At 72.0% G+C, this 17,400-nt stretch carries 9 protein-coding genes; 4 read left to right on the top strand and 5 right to left on the bottom strand.

Features of this window, described 5'->3' with window-relative positions; genetic code table 11:
- Positions 1-11: 11 nt before the first annotated feature.
- The 3 genes from AB0M83_RS39330 to AB0M83_RS39320 are packed head-to-tail and all read right to left on the bottom strand — an operon-like array spanning position 12 to position 2,694.
- Positions 12-380, bottom strand: a complete 369-nt coding sequence (locus AB0M83_RS39330) for a nuclear transport factor 2 family protein (protein WP_364525360.1) — start codon at positions 378-380, stop codon at positions 12-14.
- Positions 377-1,591 (bottom strand): CocE/NonD family hydrolase, encoded by a 1,215-nt coding sequence (locus AB0M83_RS39325; RefSeq protein WP_364525358.1) that lies wholly within the window; start codon positions 1,589-1,591, stop codon positions 377-379. The genes AB0M83_RS39330 and AB0M83_RS39325 overlap by 4 nt, the downstream gene beginning before the upstream one ends.
- Positions 1,588-2,694: an FAD-dependent oxidoreductase gene (locus AB0M83_RS39320; RefSeq protein ID WP_364525355.1), complete on the bottom strand. Its 1,107-nt coding sequence runs from the start codon at positions 2,692-2,694 to the stop codon at positions 1,588-1,590. Before AB0M83_RS39320 ends, AB0M83_RS39325 begins: the two co-directional genes overlap by 4 nt.
- Before the next feature lie 103 nt (positions 2,695-2,797).
- Here AB0M83_RS39320 and AB0M83_RS39315 point away from each other — a divergent pair, with 103 nt between their 5' ends.
- Positions 2,798-3,730 carry a LysR family transcriptional regulator gene (locus AB0M83_RS39315; RefSeq protein WP_364525353.1) on the top strand — a complete coding sequence of 311 codons (933 nt, stop codon included), beginning with the start codon at positions 2,798-2,800 and terminating at the stop codon, positions 3,728-3,730.
- A 278-nt stretch (positions 3,731-4,008) separates the two neighbouring features.
- On the top strand, positions 4,009-9,015 hold the full coding sequence (locus tag AB0M83_RS39310; protein WP_364525351.1) for an RHS repeat-associated core domain-containing protein: 5,007 nt from the start codon (positions 4,009-4,011) through the stop codon (positions 9,013-9,015).
- 45 nt (positions 9,016-9,060) lie between these two features.
- Here AB0M83_RS39310 and AB0M83_RS39305 read toward each other — a convergent pair whose 3' ends face one another.
- Positions 9,061-10,071 (bottom strand): ABC transporter substrate-binding protein, encoded by a 1,011-nt coding sequence (locus tag AB0M83_RS39305; protein WP_364525350.1) that lies wholly within the window; start codon positions 10,069-10,071, stop codon positions 9,061-9,063.
- A gap of 1,044 nt (positions 10,072-11,115) precedes the next feature.
- On the opposite strand from AB0M83_RS39305, the gene AB0M83_RS39300 reads away from it, so the two are divergent.
- Positions 11,116-13,944 carry an AAA family ATPase gene (locus tag AB0M83_RS39300; RefSeq protein WP_364525349.1) on the top strand — a complete coding sequence of 943 codons (2,829 nt, stop codon included), beginning with the start codon at positions 11,116-11,118 and terminating at the stop codon, positions 13,942-13,944.
- 45 nt (positions 13,945-13,989) lie between these two features.
- On the opposite strand, the gene AB0M83_RS39295 is transcribed toward AB0M83_RS39300, so the two are convergent.
- A complete protein-coding gene (locus AB0M83_RS39295; protein WP_364525347.1) occupies positions 13,990-15,135 on the bottom strand; it encodes an MFS transporter in 1,146 nt (381 codons plus the stop codon).
- A gap of 332 nt (positions 15,136-15,467) precedes the next feature.
- On the opposite strand from AB0M83_RS39295, the gene AB0M83_RS39290 reads away from it, so the two are divergent.
- Positions 15,468-17,117, top strand: coding sequence for a long-chain fatty acid--CoA ligase (locus AB0M83_RS39290; RefSeq protein ID WP_364525345.1), 1,650 nt, complete (start codon positions 15,468-15,470; stop codon positions 17,115-17,117).
- The last annotated feature ends 283 nt before the right edge of the window (positions 17,118-17,400 follow it).

Below are 17,400 nucleotides of genomic sequence, written 5' to 3'. Positions count from 1 at the left end.
CTCGGTGGCGGTCAGGTCGGGGGTGCGACGCGCGCGGCGGCGAGCGCGTAGACGTCCGGAGATCCTTCCCACGGGGCGGTGCGCTGCACGGCCCACCGGTGGATCAGCCAGCGTCCGCCGGTTTTGCGCAGTGCCAGCTGCCAGTAGCCGCGCATCGTGCAGTGGTCGACGACTCGGGGGCCGGCGGGAACGTGGTGGTAGGCGACCATGTGCGTGCGGCACGTTGCTTCGTCGCCGGTCACCCGGACGACGAGGTCGGTGGCGGCGTGGTGGGTGCAGTCGAACCCCGCCAGGGTCGTGCGCGCCAGCTCGACCAGGTCGGCGGCCGGCACGGTCCTCGGTGGCCCGCCGTGGTGGTGGGCCGACAGGTCCAGCGTCACCTCGTCGGCGAACAGCCGCCGCAGGGCGATCCAGTCCCGGTCGTCCTGGGCGTGGGCGAGACATCACATGTCAGGACGCCGTCGCCGGTGGCGGTGTTGGCGCGGCCGTCGCCGGCGAGGAAGAAATCGGTGTACCGGGTGTCCGGCAGCGGCCAGTCCGGCTCGTCACGCCACTGGTCGACGCCCATGACGAAGATCCGGACCCGGCCGGCCTCCTCGGGGGTGTCCACCCGGCCCCGGACCCAGCGGTCGAAGAACCGCAGGTGGGTTTCGGTGATGCCGGCCGCCTTGATGCTCCCGGCGAGCCCGAACGACCGGTCGGGGTAGGTGCCGAGGTCGGTGCCGTCGGGGTGGGACCAGGGCCCGATGAGCAGCCGTTGCCCGTCCCGGGCCGCGGCGCTGCCCCCGTGCCGCCGCATCGTTGTGTAGGACCGCACGGTTTCGCCGACGAACACGTCGTACCACCCTCCGATGTGGAGGGCCGGGACGGTGATCCGGTCGCAGTGGTCGATCGCGGCGATGTCCCGCCAGAAGCCGTCCCGTTCCGGGTGGCCGAGCACCTCGCCGAGCCAAGGCAGGGAGCGCGTCACCGGGCCGCGGTCGGCGAGCGGCAGCGGCTCGTGCAGCAGCCGCGGTTCGGCCAGCCCGGCCAGCAGCGCCGCGGCGTCGGCGGGGTCACCGTCATCGCGGCGCAGGGTGCGCAGGGCCGAGAGCGTGCCCCAGGACAGCACGGCGTCCTGGGACAACGCGCCACCGGGGGAGCGCCACGGCGCCGCGTACGGGTCGGCCGAGGTCATCACCGGGGCGATCGCGCGCAACGCCGGCGCGTCGTGCGGGGCCGCCTGCCACTGCGTGAACCCCATGTAGGAGCCGCCCCACATGCCGACCGCGCCGTCGCACCACGGCTGCGCGGCCAGCCACGTCAGGGTGTCGAGACTGTCCCGGCCTTCGTGCGTGTGCGGCACGAAGGTCCCGGGGGAGCGGGAGGTGCCACGGACGTCCTGCGCCACCACCGCGTAGCCGGCTTCGACGAGGGCGAACACGTCCGGGAGCTTCGGATTGCCGTACAGGCCGGCGTCGTCCTTGCCGTACGGCGTGCGGACCAGCAACGCGGGGAACGGTCCCGGCCCGGCCGGCAGCCACACGTTGGTGGCGAGCGCGACGCCGTCGCGCATCGGCACCGGCACGTCCACTTCCACCGTGAAGGTCATGCCCGCCCCCGGTCTCCGCCGGCGCCGGTCGTCATCATCCAGTGGCTGAACGCGGCGTAGTGGTGCGCGAACTCCTGCGGCGTGGGCGCGTGTTCCACCGCCGCCGACAGGTCCGCGGCGCGGGCGTACCGCGGGATCCGGTCCGCCTCGTAGGCGGCCAGCGCCGCGGGGACGTCACCGGCCGCGCCGAGCAGGCGGCCGAGCAGCGCGGCGTCCTCGATGCCGAGGGTCGCGCCGGCGGTGATGTGCGGCGACATCGCGTGAGCCGCGTCCCCGGCGAGCACGACGCGCGCGGAAGCCCAGCGGGGCAGCGGCGGCACCAGCATGACCTCGTTGTGCAGAATGCTTTCTTCGGGCGTCGTGGCGATCAGCTCGGAGAGGATCCCGGTGCTCTCTTCCAGGTACGCGGCGCGGTCCAGGGCCTGCTGCTTGCGGGTGCCGGTCAGCTCCGGCGTGTCGAACTGGTTCACCAGCCAGTAGACGCCGCCGTCGTAGGTGCGCACGTACCCGCCGCGGCAGCCGTGGCCGCCCAGGATCACGCGGTTCTCGGTCAGCTTCGGACCCGGGTCCGGGATGACCGCGCGCCAGGCGTGGTGACCGGGGTGCTCCCGCGCCGGCGTGCCCGGCACCAGCTGCTCCCGCACCGCCGAGTACGCGCCGTCCGCGCCGACGAGCACGTCGGCGTCTTCCCCGCTGCCCTCGGCGAACCGCACCGTGACGTGGTCCGCGTGTTCCTCGTACGCGGTGAACCCGGTGGCGAGGCGGATGTTCTCCCGGCCGACGGCGCCGGCGAGCAACTCGTTGAGCTTCGCCCGGTGCACCAACAGGAACCGGTGGTCCTCGGCCCCGAACCCCGGGGTCTCGAGCGGCCGCCCGGCCGTGTCGTGGAAGTACATCTCGCTGGGCTCGCCGATGGCCCGCACCTCATCGCCGACGCCGAGGTCGTCGAACACCGCCAGCGCGTTGCGCCACAGCCCCAGCCCGGCCCCGGCGGCGCGGATCTCCGGCGCCTGCTCGCAGATCACCACGTCGATCCCGGCGCGGCGCAGCGCGAGGCCACTCGTCAACCCCACGATCCCGCCGCCGATCACCACAACTCGCATCGGTATCCCTCCTTCGGTCGTCCGGGTTCGACGCTAGGGACGGATGCCGTTTAACTCCAGTGCAACCTTGGTACACACTCATTTCATCTGTGATAATCGGAGCGTGGATCACGACCTGAACCTGATCGAGGTGCTGGACGCGCTGCTCACCGAGAACAGCGTCACGAAGGCGGCGGCGCGCCTGCACACCTCGGCGCCGGCGGTGAGCCGGTCCCTGGCCCGCCTGCGCCGCGCGTTCGGCGACCCGCTGCTGGTGCGGGCCGGGCGCGATCTCGTGCCGACACCCCGGGCGCTGGAGCTGCGCGGGGAAGTGCACGCCGTCGCCGCCCGGGCCCGGGCGCTGTTCACGCCGTCGGCCACGGCCGATCCGCGGACCGCGGTGCGCCAGTTCGACCTGCAGGTCACCGACATGCTGTCCACGACGTTCATCCCGTCCCTCATCGACGACCTGAGGACGCAGGCGCCGGGGATCTCCCTGCGGCTGCGGCCGGAGAACCTCGAAGACACCCCGGCCCTGCGCGAAGGTCTGGTGGACCTGGAAATCGGCACCATCCGCCCGGGCGACCCGGAGATCCACTCCGAAACGCTCGTCACCGAGACGCTGGTCGGCGCGGTGCGGCCGGACCATCCGTTGGCGAAGGTCAAAACCGTCACGCCGAGACGGTTCGCCGCGGCCGACCACGTCGCCGTGTCGCGGCGGGGCCGGGCGCACGGCCCGATCGACGAGCGCCTCGCCGAGCTGGGCTTGAGCCGGCGCGTGCTCACCGTGGTCCCCAGCTTCGCGAGCGCGCTGTACCTGGCCCGCGAAACCGACGTCGTCTGCGTCGCCCCCGCCGGGCTGGGCCGCACGATGCTGGAGACGCTCGGGCTGCGGACGTTCCCGATCCCCCTGGCCCTGCCGCCCATCGCGCTCGGCATGGCGTGGCACCCCCGCAACCACCACGACCGCACGCACGAGCTGCTGCGCGAGCGCACCCGGCACATCATGGCCGCCGTGGCGGCGCCCGGTCCCACCGCGAAGCCCCGCGCGACGTGAGCGAGTGCCGCGCCGAGGTCGTTGACAGCGCCCCAAGGCGGCCTTGGTTGCGTTCAACGCACCGAAGGCCGCCTTGGGTGCGCCTGACGCACCGAAGGCCACATTGGGGCGCACTGTCGTCAGCTGGTGAGCCCGGTCCAGCCGACCCGGTCGTCGACCGGCTTGTGACGCGCGGCACCACCGCCTGACCCGTGATCATCAGTCCCTCACGGTCCGCCCGGCGAGGTGTGTTTTGATGGGAACTTCGGGGTCGGTCAGGTGACTGAGGCGGGGGACGGATGAGCAATCCATTGGTCGCGGAGACCAAGGATTCGACGACGGCGTATTCGGGCATTTCGCTGTTGGAGTCGGCGGCCGACCTCAAGTCCGCGATCGAGAGCGGCGACTGGGCCTCGGTCGCGATGGGCGCCGTCGGCACCGCACTCGATGCCCTCTCCATGGCCATGGACCCCTTCGGCGCGATCCTCGCCGCCGGCGTCGGGTGGTTGATCGAACACGTCGGGCCGCTCAAGGAAGCTCTCAACGGTCTGACCGGCAACGCTGACGAGATCGCGGCGCAGTCGGAGACGTGGAAGAACGTCGCGACCGAGTTGGGCAGCATCGGCCAGGACTTGACCGGGATGGTCAAGACGGACGTCTCGTCGTGGACCGGCACCGCTGGGGACGCCTACCGGCAACGCGCGCAGGACACCGTCGTTCTGCTGGAGACCGCGCAGAAGGGCTGCGAAGGCGCGTCCAGTGGTGTGAAGACGGCTGGTGAGGTCGTGGCGGCGGTGCGGGCGCTTGTTCGCGACATCATCGCCGAGCTGGTGGGGCACCTGATCAGCTGGGCCCTGCAGGTGGTGTTCACCCTCGGTATCGGGATGACGTGGGTCGTTCCCCAGGTGATCACCGCCGTCGCGAAGACCGCGTCCAAGATCGCCGACCTGACCAAACGCCTGGTCAAGGCACTCCAGGCGCTGATCCCGCTGTTGAAGCGGGCCGGTGACCTGTTTTCCGACGCGGCGAAGGCGCTGAAGAACATCAAGCCGGGCAAGAGTGCACCGCCACCGAAGCACGCCGACATCAACGGCAACCCCAAGGGTCTCGACGGCCCCAACGGCAAGGGCGGGCCGGACGCACCACCGCCGAAGACCGACCCACCACCTAAGGGCGACAGCACCACCACCTCAGGCGCGAAGGGCGACGACACCACCCCGTCCGGCGCCAAGGCCGACCCGCCGCCCAGGACCGACCCGCCACCCAAGAACGACCCCCCGCCTGCCTCCCGCGGCCTCGACGACCCGCCGGGCGACTCGACCACGTCCGCGGGCGCGAAGGGCTCCGGCGGCTCGAAGGGATCTGACCGGAACACCTCCCAGACCAAGGAACCCGGCTGCAAGGAAGGCAGCGGCGACCCGATCGACGTCCAGACCGGCGACGTCCTGGTCACCGAAAGCGACCTCGTCGTGCCGGGGCCGCTCGGCCGGCTGATCGTCCGCAACCACGTCTCGTCCTACCGGGCCGGGCGCTGGTTCGGGCCGTCGTGGGCGTCGCTGGTGGACGAGCGGCTGACCGTCGCGAACGGGACCGTCACGTACTACAGCGCCGACGCCATGGTCCTGCGCTTCCCGGTGCCCGCGCCGGGAGCGGCGGTCACCGCCCCGCACGGTCCGCTGCGCCGGCTGTACGGGCAGGGCGCCGCGTACGTCCTGGAAGACCCCGCGCGCGGCACCCTGCGGCGGTTCGCCGCGGCCGAGGGGACCCGGGATCTGTTCCTGCTCAAGGAAATCCGCTCCGAGAGCGGAGGGTACGTCGAGCTGGAGCACGACGCCGACGGCGCGCCCGCGCTGCTCACGCACTCCGGCGGCGCCCGGATCGCCTTCGACGTCGCCGGCGGCCGGATCCGCGCCGTCCGCGCGCTGTCGGAAGCGGCTGACGTCCTCGTCGCCCGCTACGACTACGACGCGCACGGCCACCTCGGCCTGCGCGCCAACTCCTCGCCCCGGCCGGCCCGCTACACCCACGACGCCGAGGGCCGGATCACCGGCTGGACCGACCACGTCGGCGCCTGGTACCGCTACGTCTACGACCGGCACGGCCGCTGCGTGCGGGGTGTCGGGGACCAGGGCTACCTCGACTCCACGCTCGCCTACGCCGACCGGCGCACCACCGTGACCGACTCCTTCGGCCGGCAGACGGTGTACGAGTTCGACGAGGACGGCAACACGATCGCGCTGACCGACCGGCTCGGCGGCGTGACCCGTCGCGAGTGGGGGCCGCGTGACGTGCTGCTCTCGCGCACCGACCCGCTCGGCCGGCGCACCGAGTTCGAGCACGACGCGCACGGGCGGCTCGTTTCGGTGCTGCGCGCCGACGGTTCCCGCGTGCTGATCGCCGAGCGGAGCGAGACCGAGCTGGTGATCGAAGTGGCCGACGGCGACCGGGTCTTCCGCCGCCGCTATGCCGCTCCGAACCTGCCCGACCCCTACGCCGACCCGCTCGGCGTCACCGCGGACCAGCACCTCGAGCACACCGGGAGCGCGCCGGACGTCGCCGAGCAGCCCCGCGTCGAAGCCGACCTGTTCGGACGGCCGCGGGCGGTCGAGAGCTCCGGCGGCCGCACCGCGTACGCGTGGACGGTCGAAGGCTCGCTGCGGGAAGTCCTCGCCGTGGACGGGACCCGCCGGCAGTGGACGTTCGACGGCCAAAGCGAAGAAACGTCCTTCACCGACGAGCTGGGCCGGGTGGCCCGCACCGAAAACGGTCCGATGGGCACGCTCGTCGCCACGGTCGACGCCACCGGGGCGCGCACCACCCACCGCTACGACACCGAACTGCGGCTGGTCGCCGTGACCAACCCCGCCGGGCAGACCTGGCACTACACCTACGACGCCGAAGACCGGCTGCTTTCCCAGACCGACTTCGCCGGCCGGGTCACCCGCTGCGAGTACGACGCCGCGGGACAGCGGGTGCGGCTCACCGGCCCGGCCGGCGAGACCGTGGAGTCCCGGTACGACCTGCTGGGCAACCTGACCGAGCGGATCAGCCCGGCGGGCACCGAGACCTACCGCTACGACCCGGTCGGCCGCCTCGTGCGCGCGACCGGCCCGGACGGCGTGCTCGAGCTGACCCACGACGGCGAGGGCCGCGTCACGCGGCAGACCACCACGGCCGGGACCACCACCTTCGATTACCGCCACGGCGCGAAGACCCGGCGCACTCCGTCCGGAGTGGACGTCCACTGGGGACAGAGCGAGGACGGTGCGGAGCTGGTGCGGATCGCCGGCACCGAGCTGACCCTGCGCCAGGACGCCGCCGGCCGCACCGTGGGCCTCGCCGCCGGGCCGAACCCCTTGCTGCGGCAGGAGTTCGACGCGGTGGGCCGGCTCGCGGCGCAGCACACCCCGGCCGGCGTCACCCGCTACCACCGGCGCCCGGACGGCAGCATCGCCGCCCGGGAGGATCCGGCCGGGGGAGTGCGGTACGAGTTCGACAACGCCGGCCGCGTCACCGCCGCCGTGCACCACGGCGGAACCGAGCGCTACGCCTACGACGTGCTCGGCAACCTGATCTCCTCCTCGCCGGGGACCGGCCCCGAGGCGGGCCCGCGCCGGTACCCCGGCGGCGTGCTCGCCGCGGCGGGCGCGGTGCGCTACGAGCACGACGCGCAGGGCCGGCTGGTCCAGCGGACCCTGCCCGCACCGGACGGGACGCCGCTGACCTGGACGTTCGGCTGGGACGCGCACGACCACCTGGTCGCGGTGCGCACGCCGGACGGCACCCGGTGGCGCTACCGCTACGACGCGCTGGACCGGCGCACCGCCAAGGAACGGCTGGACACCGCGGGCGCGGTCGCCGAACGGGTCGACTTCGCCTGGGACGGCACGAACCTCGTCGAAGCCCGGCACACCGCCGGGGGCGTGCCGGTGGAAACGCTGACCTGGATCCACCACCCCGACGAGGACCGCGTGGTGGCGCAGGCGCGCACGCTGCCCGACGGGCGCGTCGAGGTCTCCGCCGTCGTCACCGACGAGATCGGCACCCCGACCGAGCTGATCGGCCCGGAGCACGCCGCGGTCAGCCCGGTGCGGACGAGCCTGTGGGGCCTGACCCCGGCCGGTGCCCGCCCGCGGACGCCGCTGCGGTTCCCCGGCCAGTACCACGACGCGGAAACGGGCCTGCACTTCAACGTTTTCCGCTACTACGACCCGGCCAACGCCCGCTACATTTCGCCGGACCCGCTCGGCCTGACGCCGGCGCTGAACCCGGAGACCTACGTCGAAGACCCGTTCCTCGCCGCCGACCCGCTCGGCCTGACCAGGAACAGCGGCAAGGTCGTCAACTACGCCGACGACCCGACGGCGTTCCTCGACGACGACGCCACCTTCGAGGCCCCGGCCCCGTGCAAGTCAGGCTCGAAGAAGCGCCCGAACCCGAACCCGGGCGCCGGCAACGGCGCCGCCGGGACCGGGTCCGCCACCAAGAAGCCCCGGACCGGCCGGTACGACCCGCCGCTCACCGGCGACGCCAACAAGTCGCACGGGGACTCCGGCCGCACCGTGATGGAGGGCGGCGGGAAGTCGGGCAGCGGTTCGCTCGACGGCTCGGGCAAGGGGAAGTACCCCGGCGGGACCACGCCGGCGGGCAACCACCTCACCGACGTCAACGACCTGAACACGACCAAGCACGCGAACTTCGACCCGCGCCTGCAGGCCGAACTCGACAAGCTGCGGAACCCCGCCGACAAGAACGGGTACAAGCCCGACACCGACGAGGGCTACTTCATCAAGGGGCACCTGAAGAACAACGATCTCGGCGGCTCGGGAACCGCGGACAACATGACCACGTTGTCCCGCAAGGCGAACTCCCAGATGTCGGGGAACTTCGAGAACAAGCTCAAGCAGGCCGACATCCGGGTCGGGCAGTTCAAGGACAGCGTCAGTCAGATGAACGACACGACGCTGGGGCGCAAGCTGAACGAGTGGGGCATCGACTCCACGCCGGCGGAGTTCCGCAAGCAGGCCAACGACCTCAAGGTGGACTACTCGGTCACGGCCAGCGACAACGTCAAGTGGAAGGACGCCGCCAACCCCGCCGAGCAGGGCATCCGGGACCACGTCAAGCTCGACGCCGAGTACAAGGGGCTGACCTCCGACGTGCAGAAGTTCATCCAGCACAACAAGGAGGACAACTTCCTGCCGGAGTTCCCGCCGAAGGGCACGAAGCTGGACACGGTCAGCGGCGCGTTCGACCCGCCGATCCGCTGGGGCTCGAACCGCCCGATGCCCAACCTCGGCGAGTAGCGCCGGCGTCCGGGCGGAGCGTCCCGCCCGGGTGCCGGCGCCGGGTCACCTTCCGGCCTGCGGCCCGATCATCGAGTTCACGTCGATCGGTTTCGGGATGGCGCCGAGCTGCAGCAGCAGGTCCGGCACGCGTTGCAGGCGCCGTGAGTCCAAAGTGGAGCCGTAGCCCGGCAACGTGAGCAGTTTCGCGGTGTCCTCGTCGATCTTGGCGAAGCGCACCAGCAGCGGCTCGACCTTGGCGCGGTCGTTCAGGGCGTCGTGCGTGGCCCGCTGCATCGCGCGCTGGAACGCGGCCAGCGTCTTCGGGTTGTCCCGCACCCACTTCTTCGTCGCGCCGTAGCCGGTCAGCGGGAAGTCCTGGGTGGCACCGGAGTTGATGTCGATCACGGGAATGGCGCCCGCCGTCTTGGCGGCCTGGGTGATGTACGGCTCCGGCAGGTACGCGGCGTCCGCCTCGCCCTGCTGCAACGCCGCGGCGATGTTCGGCAGCGGGATCAGCACCCATTTCACCTTGCCGAAATCGACGCCGTGATCCTGCATCACCGAGCGTGTGAGGAGGTCCGACGCGGTGTTCTTGGCCGTGATCGCGATCTTCTTGTCGGCCAGGTCGAAGATTGTCTTCACCGGCGAATTCGGCACCGTGACGATCGCATTGGACTTCGGGTTGACCGAGGTCGCGTCGGCGACCAGCTGCATGTCGGCGGCGCCGGTGCTCTTCGCGGTGAAGAACGGCGGATAGGTCGAGAACGCGATGTCCGCTTCACCGGAGATCGACTTCGTCAACGAGGCCTGGCCGCTGGCGGCGATGACGGAGTCGACGCTGAGGCCTTCGGCCTTGAAGTAGCCGTTGTCCTGGGCCAGCCAGAACGGCGCGAGGTCCGTGGTGGGCAGGATCGAGACCTTCAGCGTCGTCTTTTCCAGGCCGCTGCCGCCGGCCTCGGCGCTCGAGCCGGTCGAACCGAGTGCGCCGCAACCGGTGCCGGCCAGGACGACCGCGACGGCGAGCGCGGCGTGCCGAAGGAGGACCCGGCCACGGGACCTGCTGATTCCAAACAAGTCTTGCTCCTCGAAGGAGATGACGGTTGATCTACCGAATCCCGGGAAGATCCGTGATTCATTCCCCGGTGTCTGTCAAGCAGGCCACTGTAGGCAGCGTCAGATCGCTTGACAATGCGAGATGTGTTCGCAACCGGGATTTCACCAGAATGGCCGCATGAATACTTGATCGAGGATCTTGGTGCGTGCGGTGGACAGCGGAGGACGCTACGAATCATTGCGGCGGTCAGGGTACTGCGCCACTGATTCCCGGAAGAGCGGGCGCCGGAATCGCGGTTTCGGGTACGGCTGCTCCGATCGGGGAAAGGGGCCGGCGGTGGTCCGGCCCGGTGAGCGGGTCGTTCGCCGGGCACGCCGGCGAACCGGCCGGGCGTCGTCCTCGGCTGGACCGCGTGCAGCAGCCGGCGACTGCCGTTCGGGCTCGGTCGGGCCGGCCGCCCGTGGGAAGACTGCGGAAAACGTGGCCCCGAGGGCGCCGGTCACGGTAAACGACAATGGATCAGCGATCGCGCTCCCACGAGGGCGAACCCGGCGAATTCACGGTGCCGAAATCGACCCGTGGCCGGCGCCGCTCCGGCCGTCGCGTACCATCGCCGGCGCGCGCGTAATTCGCGGGGGAAGTCCGCGCGAAGACCGTCGAGACGGTGATCGCGCCGCTGTCGAAATCTTCGAACGAACCGGGGGTTGCCGGCCTGCGACGACCGCGACCGGAGAATCGTGATCGACTGCGAGTGCTGCGGTCCCTGTTCGGTTTCGCCCCGGTTTCCCCGGGTGCACCGTCGTTGTGCCGTGCTCCATCCGGATGGTGGCCGGGCCACCCGAATGAGCGACGAGGGGCGTGCACCTTTGCGGAGAGGGTCGGCCGGCCTCCGGCGGCCGGTCGGTGATCCCCTAATGGCGGGCAGGGGAATAACGCCGAGATCACGAATCCGGATTATTCCCGAAATGGCTGTTCACGCAGCGGAGCGGCGGATAATGCCTGTTCATCGGGCCGTATCACCACACCTCTTGTTGGGTAACCTCTTTCCTTCTAGTATCCCCGGTGTGCGACCGCTCACGGACGGTATCGAGCTGCTGGTCGGTCGGGACGACGAGCTGTCCCGGCTGGTCGCCTGGATCCGTGAAGCGGAAGAGGGCCGCGGCCGCGCGGTGCTGGTGGACGGCGAGCCGGGCATCGGCAAGTCCGCGTTGGTGCGGGCCGCCTGCGCCGCCGCCTCGCACGCGGGCTGCCAGGTGTTCTGGGGAGCCGGCGACGAACTCGGGCAGGCGCTGCCGCTGCTCCCGCTCCTGGACGCCCTGCAGATCGCGCCGGTGACGCGGGATCCCCGTCGTGACACCATTTCCGAGCTGCTGGGGGGTGGTGCCGTCGCGAGCAAGGGCGCCGATCTCGCCGCTGCGGCGGCCGAGCAGCTGATCGCGCTGGTGGACGAGCTCTGCCAGGCCGGGCCGGTCGTGCTGGTCGTCGACGAGCTGCAGTGGGCCGATCGCACGACGGTGGCGGTGTGGAGCCGGATCGCGCGGTCGGTCCGCCGGCTCCCGCTGCTGCTGGTGGGCGTGCTGCGGCCGGTGCCGCGCCGCGACGACCTGCGGTCGCTCTTCCGGGTCGTCCCGCAGGCCGAGCGGCTGCGGGTGGGCCGGCTGGAAGAACCGGCGGTGCTCGAGCTGGTGGCCGCGCGGACCGGCGGCAAGCCGGGCGTCCGGCTGGAGGAGCTGGCCGCCGGTGCGGCCGGAAACCCCTTGTACCTCATCGAACTGCTCGACGCCCTGTCCCGGAGCTCGTGCCTGGAGGTCGACACGGCCGGCGTCGCGGAGCTGACCGGCACGGCCACGCCGGACTCCCTGCCGGAGGCGATCGCGGACCGGCTGGGGTTCCTGTCCGAGGCGGCGCGGACGGTGCTGCGGGCGGCGGCGCTGCTCGGGGACGGCTTCTCGGTCGCGGATCTCGTGACCGTCACGAACAGCTCGCTCGCCGGCCTGCTGCCCGCCCTCGACGAGGCCCGCGCCGCCGGGGTGCTGGTGGCCGCCGGGGACGACCTGGCGTTCCGGCACGCGCTGATCCGCCGGGCGCTGTACGACGAGATGCCGACGGCGGTCCGGATCGCCTGGCACCAGGCCGCCGCGTGGGCGCTGGCCGAAGCGAGCGCGCCGGTCGAGCGCGTCGCCCGGCAGCTGCTGCCGATGGTGTCCACAACGGACAGTCGCGTGCCGGTGCCGGCCTGGGCGGTGCGGTGGTTGCTCGACGTGGCCACGCCGTTGATCGGCCAGGCACCCGTCGCCGCCGTCGCGCTCCTGAGGCGGGCGGTGCGCGACGCGCCGCTGGACGACGCAGTGACCGGTGCGCTGGCCTGCCGGCTCGCCGACGCCTACTACCGGGTGGGCAACGTCGCCCAGGCCGAGCGGATCGCCTGCCGCGCCCTCGACCGCGTCCGCGATCCCGACGTGGTCGTCGACCTGCACACGACGGTCGTCCAGTGCCGCGGGATGACCGGCCGCTCCGCCGAGTCCCTCGCCGAGCTGAACGACGCGCTGACCCAGCCGGGCCTGGAAGCCCGGCACCGGGCCCGGTTGCTGGTGCTCATCGCGCGCACGCACCGCGACCTCGGCGAGGTCGACGCCGCGGGCCGGGTCGCCACCGCGGCGCTGGCCGAACTCGGCTCGGTCGAGGACCGCTGGGCGACCGGGTGGGCGCTGCACGTGCTGAGCCTGGTCGCGATGATGCGGGGCGAATGGACCAGCGCGCTGCCGCTGTTCGAGCGGGCGATGGTCATCGTGCGGGGCGACCCCGAGCTGATCGACCTCACCCTGCTGCTGCGCATCAACCAGTCGGTCACCTTCGGCGCGCTCGACCGCTACGCCGACGCGCTCGCCGCCGCCGGGCGGGCGCGGGAACTGGCCGACCGCACCGGCAGCGCCGTCCGGCTGACCCAGGTCCAGAGCGCGCTCGGGCAGCTGCTGCTCGGCGCCGGCCGGTGGGACGACGCGCTGGCCGAGGTGGACGTCGTCCCGGACGAGCGCAAGGATCCGAGCGTGGTGTGCTGCGACCACGGGGTCGCCGCGATCATCCACTTCCACCGCGGCGACACGGACGCGGCACGCCGGCACCTCGAGGTGGCCGCGCCGTACGCGGAACGCATCGGCGACCGGGTCGTGGTTCCCCTGGTGCGGGCCCGCTGCCTCGCCTTCGAACACGCCGGCGCCCCGGAACAGGCGCTGACCCTGCTGGTCGGCGTGTTGAACGGCGAAGACGCGGGGGAGGACCTGCTGGCGGACGCCGCCCGGCTGGCCATGTCGATCGGCGACGTCGGGACGGCGGCGGACATCGAGGCCCGGGCGAGCGCGATCGCCGCCGACTCCGCCGTTCCGCACCACCGCGCGCTGGCCCTCTACTGCCGTGGTCTGCTGGAGCGTGACGCTGCGGTGCTGCTGCGCGCCGCCGACGGTTACCACGACGCGGGCCGGCCGCTCTTCCGCGCCAAGGCCCTGGAAGCCGCCGCGGTCGCCCTCGCGAACGACGAGTCCGAAGACCGCGGTGCGGCGCGGGCCGCCTTCACCCACGCCGTCGACATCTACTCGGGGCTGGACGCGCAGTGGGACGTGGCGAGGCTGCGAGCCCTGTTTCGGACCTACGGCATCCGGAGCGGCCCGACGGTGAAGCACCGCCAGAGCACGCACGGCTGGGACAGTCTGACCCCGACCGAGGCCAAGATCGCGGCGCTGGTGGTCGAAGGCCTGTCGAACCCGCAGATCGCGGCCCGGCTCTACTTGTCCCCGCGCACGGTCGGCACGCACGTTTCGCACGTCCTCACCAAGCTCGGCGTGAATTCGCGCATCGACATCGCCCGGGAAGCCGCCCGCCACCAGCCCGCCGGCTGAGCCGGGGACGGCGAATGCCCTAGGTCGATCCCGCACGGCGCAGCGTCAGACCCCGACCTCCGGAGCGTTCCGCGGGGGAAGCACGGCGAGCGGGCCCGGAACCGACAGCGACGGAGTCCGGCGGGTCACGGACAGGTGCCCGCTGACGACCTGGCCGAGCAGGATCGCCAGCACCAGCACCAGCGGCGTCCGCCAGGCGCTGGTGTAGGTGTGCAGCCAGCCGCAGGCCAGCACGCCGAAGCCGGCGATGACGTAACCCACGCCCTGGACTCCGGCCGACAGCGCCAGCGAGCTGCCCTTGCTGCGCAACGAGATCGTCGTCAGGGCGAACGCCAGGGCGCCCATGCCCGTGCCGGTGGCGGCCGCCCACAGCCAGGGCGCGGTGGCCGGCGCGAGGAGCAGGCCGGTCACCCCGATGACGTTGGGCACGGCCAGGACGACGACGAGCAGCGTCTGGTTGCGCCACCGGCGCGTCCAGCCCGGCACCAGCCACATCATGGGCAGTCCCATGGCCATCGACAGCGCGAGGCACGCACCGGCGGTCGCCGGCGGGACACCCGCGTCGCGCAGGATGCCCGGGAGCCAGCCCATGACCAGGAACGTCACCGTCGAGATGAGTCCGAAGTGGATGGTCAGGGCGGAGGCGGGCACCCACCCGGAGGCCGTTCGCGGGGGGACGAACTCGCCGGGGGTGCGTCGCCACACCTGCTGGGCGAGCAGGGCCACGACCGCCCAGAGACCGAGGGCGATCCGCCACGACGACGACATCACCACGGCGGGGGTGACCAGCGCCCCGGCCGTGCTGCCCAGCCCGAGCCCGAGGGTGAAGGCGGCGGATCCGTTGGCCAGCAGCGGCAGCATGGTGCCGAGCACGGCGATGGACAGGCACGCGAGCGCCGTCCCGGCCAGGAGCGGTACCGGGCCCCCGAGGACCCGGCCGGCCAGCGACACCACCAGCCCGAGGAGGGCCACGGTGACGGTCCGGTGCGTTCCCACCCGGCCGCACAGCCACGGTGTCGCCCAGCCACCCAGGCCGATCGCCCACAGGGGCAACGCGACGAGCACCGCGGCGACGAGGGCACCGGCGACGGAGATGTCCGGCAGGGCGGCGCCCAAGCTGGTCACGGCCGGCCGCAGGTTGATGGCGAGAACGAAGATCACGACGGTGGAGACGGTGGTAGCACGGAACATCGCTCCTCCTCGGCGTCGAGGTCCGGAGCGTCGGACTCCGTAGCGCAATGCTTCGTCACGCACGCGATGCAGACATCCGTCACCTGACGGATGTACGAAAGTTTGTTGCCGGGCAACGGTTGTGAGGAGTTTCGACACCTCTGCGGATGGGCGTGCATCGGCACGGCCGGAGGAACCCCGGGCGGCCGGTGGTGTGATCAACCACCGCCGGAATGGGGCGATCAGTGGAAGATTCTGACCTCTTCTCCGCCGGGAAGCGCACTTAGAGTGACACGCGCACCGAGAGCCGGGCCCCTCTCCGGGCCGGGCCCGCCGACCGAAAGAGCACGCCCATGCCTGACCCAGCGCGCGTCCCCGGAGGCGGCGCCCTCGACGGGCTGATGCAGCCGCGGCCGCTGACCATCGCCCACATCCTCGACCGCGCGGAGCGGCTGTTCGCGCACAAGCCGGTCGTGACGGCCGGTTCCGAGCGGCTGACCTACGCCGAGGTCGCCGGCCACACCCGGCGCCTGGCCACCGCGCTCGACGCCCTCGGCGTCCCGGCCGGTGCCCGGGTCGCCACCTTCGCGAGCAACAGCCGGCGCCACCTGGAGCTCTACCTGGGGGTACCGGCCACCAAGCGGGTGCTGCACTCCATCAACATCCGGCTGTCGGCGGAGCACCTCGAGTACATCGTGAACCACGCCGAGGACGACGTCGTGTTCGTCGATCGCGGGCTGCTCCCGCGGATCTGGCCGAGCGTCGGGCGGCTGCCGCTGGTGCGGCACTGGGTGGTGCTGCCCGACGGCACCGACACCGAGATCCCGGCGGACCCCCGCATCTCGCACTACGACGAGCTGATCGCCGCGGCCGAGCCGTTCGCGGGGTCGTTCGAGGACGCGTTCGCGCTCGCGGACGAGCACCTGGCGTCCGGGCTGTGTTACACGTCCGGGACGACCGGGCCGCCGAAGGGTGTGCTCTACAGCCACCGCTCGACGGTCCTGCATTGCCTGGGCACGCTCGCGGCCGGCCTGATCGGCATCAGCGAGAGCGACGTCGTGCTGCCGATCGTGCCGATGTTCCACGCCAATGCCTGGGGCCTGCCCTACGGCGCGATGATGGCCGGTGCCGCGTTGGTCCTCCCCGGCGCGTCCGCGGACCCGGCTCACCTGCTGGGGTTGATGGCGGCCGAACGGGTGACCGTGGCCGGGGCGGTCCCCACCGTCTGGACGAGCCTGGCTCCCCACCTGGAGGAGTACGACCTGAATGCCACGCGGTTCCTGCTCGGCGGCGGCTCCGCCGTCCCGCCGGCGCTGTCGGAGACCTACCGCGCCGCGCTCGGCGTCCCCATCACGCATTCCTGGGGGATGACCGAAATCAGTCCCGTCGGGGTCATCGGGGGAACGCGCACCCAGCACCGGGACGCGAGCGAGGCCGAGCAGCTGGCCGTGCGGGCCGCCCAGGGCCAGCCGCTGCCGCTGGTGAACGTGCGGATCGCGGACGTCGAGACGGGCCGGGAGCTGCCACGCGACGGCGAGGCCGTCGGCGAGGTCCAGGTCGCAGGCCCGTGGGTGGCGGGCGGCTACTACCGGGTCGACGCCGCCGGCAGCTTCACCGACGACGGCTGGCTGCGCACGGGCGACCTGGCCACCATCGACGCCGAAGGCTACCTGCGGCTCGTGGACCGGATGAAGGACCTCATCAAGTCCGGCGGCGAGTGGATCTCGTCGGTCGAGCTCGAAGGCGCCATCGCTTCGCACCCCGACGTCGTCGAAGTCGCGGTGATCGCCCGGCCGGACCCGCGGTGGATGGAACGTCCCGTCGCGTACGTCGCCCTGCGCGAAGGCAGCGCCGCCACGGCCGAGGAGCTCCTGCGCCACATCACGCCGATGGTCGCCAAGTGGTGGCTGCCCGACGAGTTCGTCTTCCTGGCGACGTTGCCGAAGACTGGCACCGGCAAGCTCTCGAAGATCGCCCTGCGGGACTCGGCGCGGATCGCCTAGCGTCGTGCGTCGCTCCCGGCGAACGGCGTGAGCTGAAGGGCACCTTCACTGCATCCGGCGCCAGGGTTCCGGCAAAGTCGCGGGTTCAGCCACCCGGCCTCCGCCGCTACAGCGCAACGGAATCCAGCCCACTCGTCTGCGCCCGCGGTTCGGACGTCGCGAATGACTCATTCGGGACTTCAGACGCCCCCAATGACTCTCGTGCTCCGCCGCGAAATCGCGGCCTGCTACCGCGCCCGGGTGACCGGGGTGCCGCACACGCTGCCGAAGCCGGTTCCGTACC

This window comes from Amycolatopsis sp. NPDC051106 (assembly GCF_040682775.1).
GTDB lineage: Bacteria > Actinomycetota > Actinomycetes > Mycobacteriales > Pseudonocardiaceae > Amycolatopsis.
Note: the sequence above shows the minus strand (reverse complement) of the source record. Positions and strands in the feature narration are given on the sequence as shown.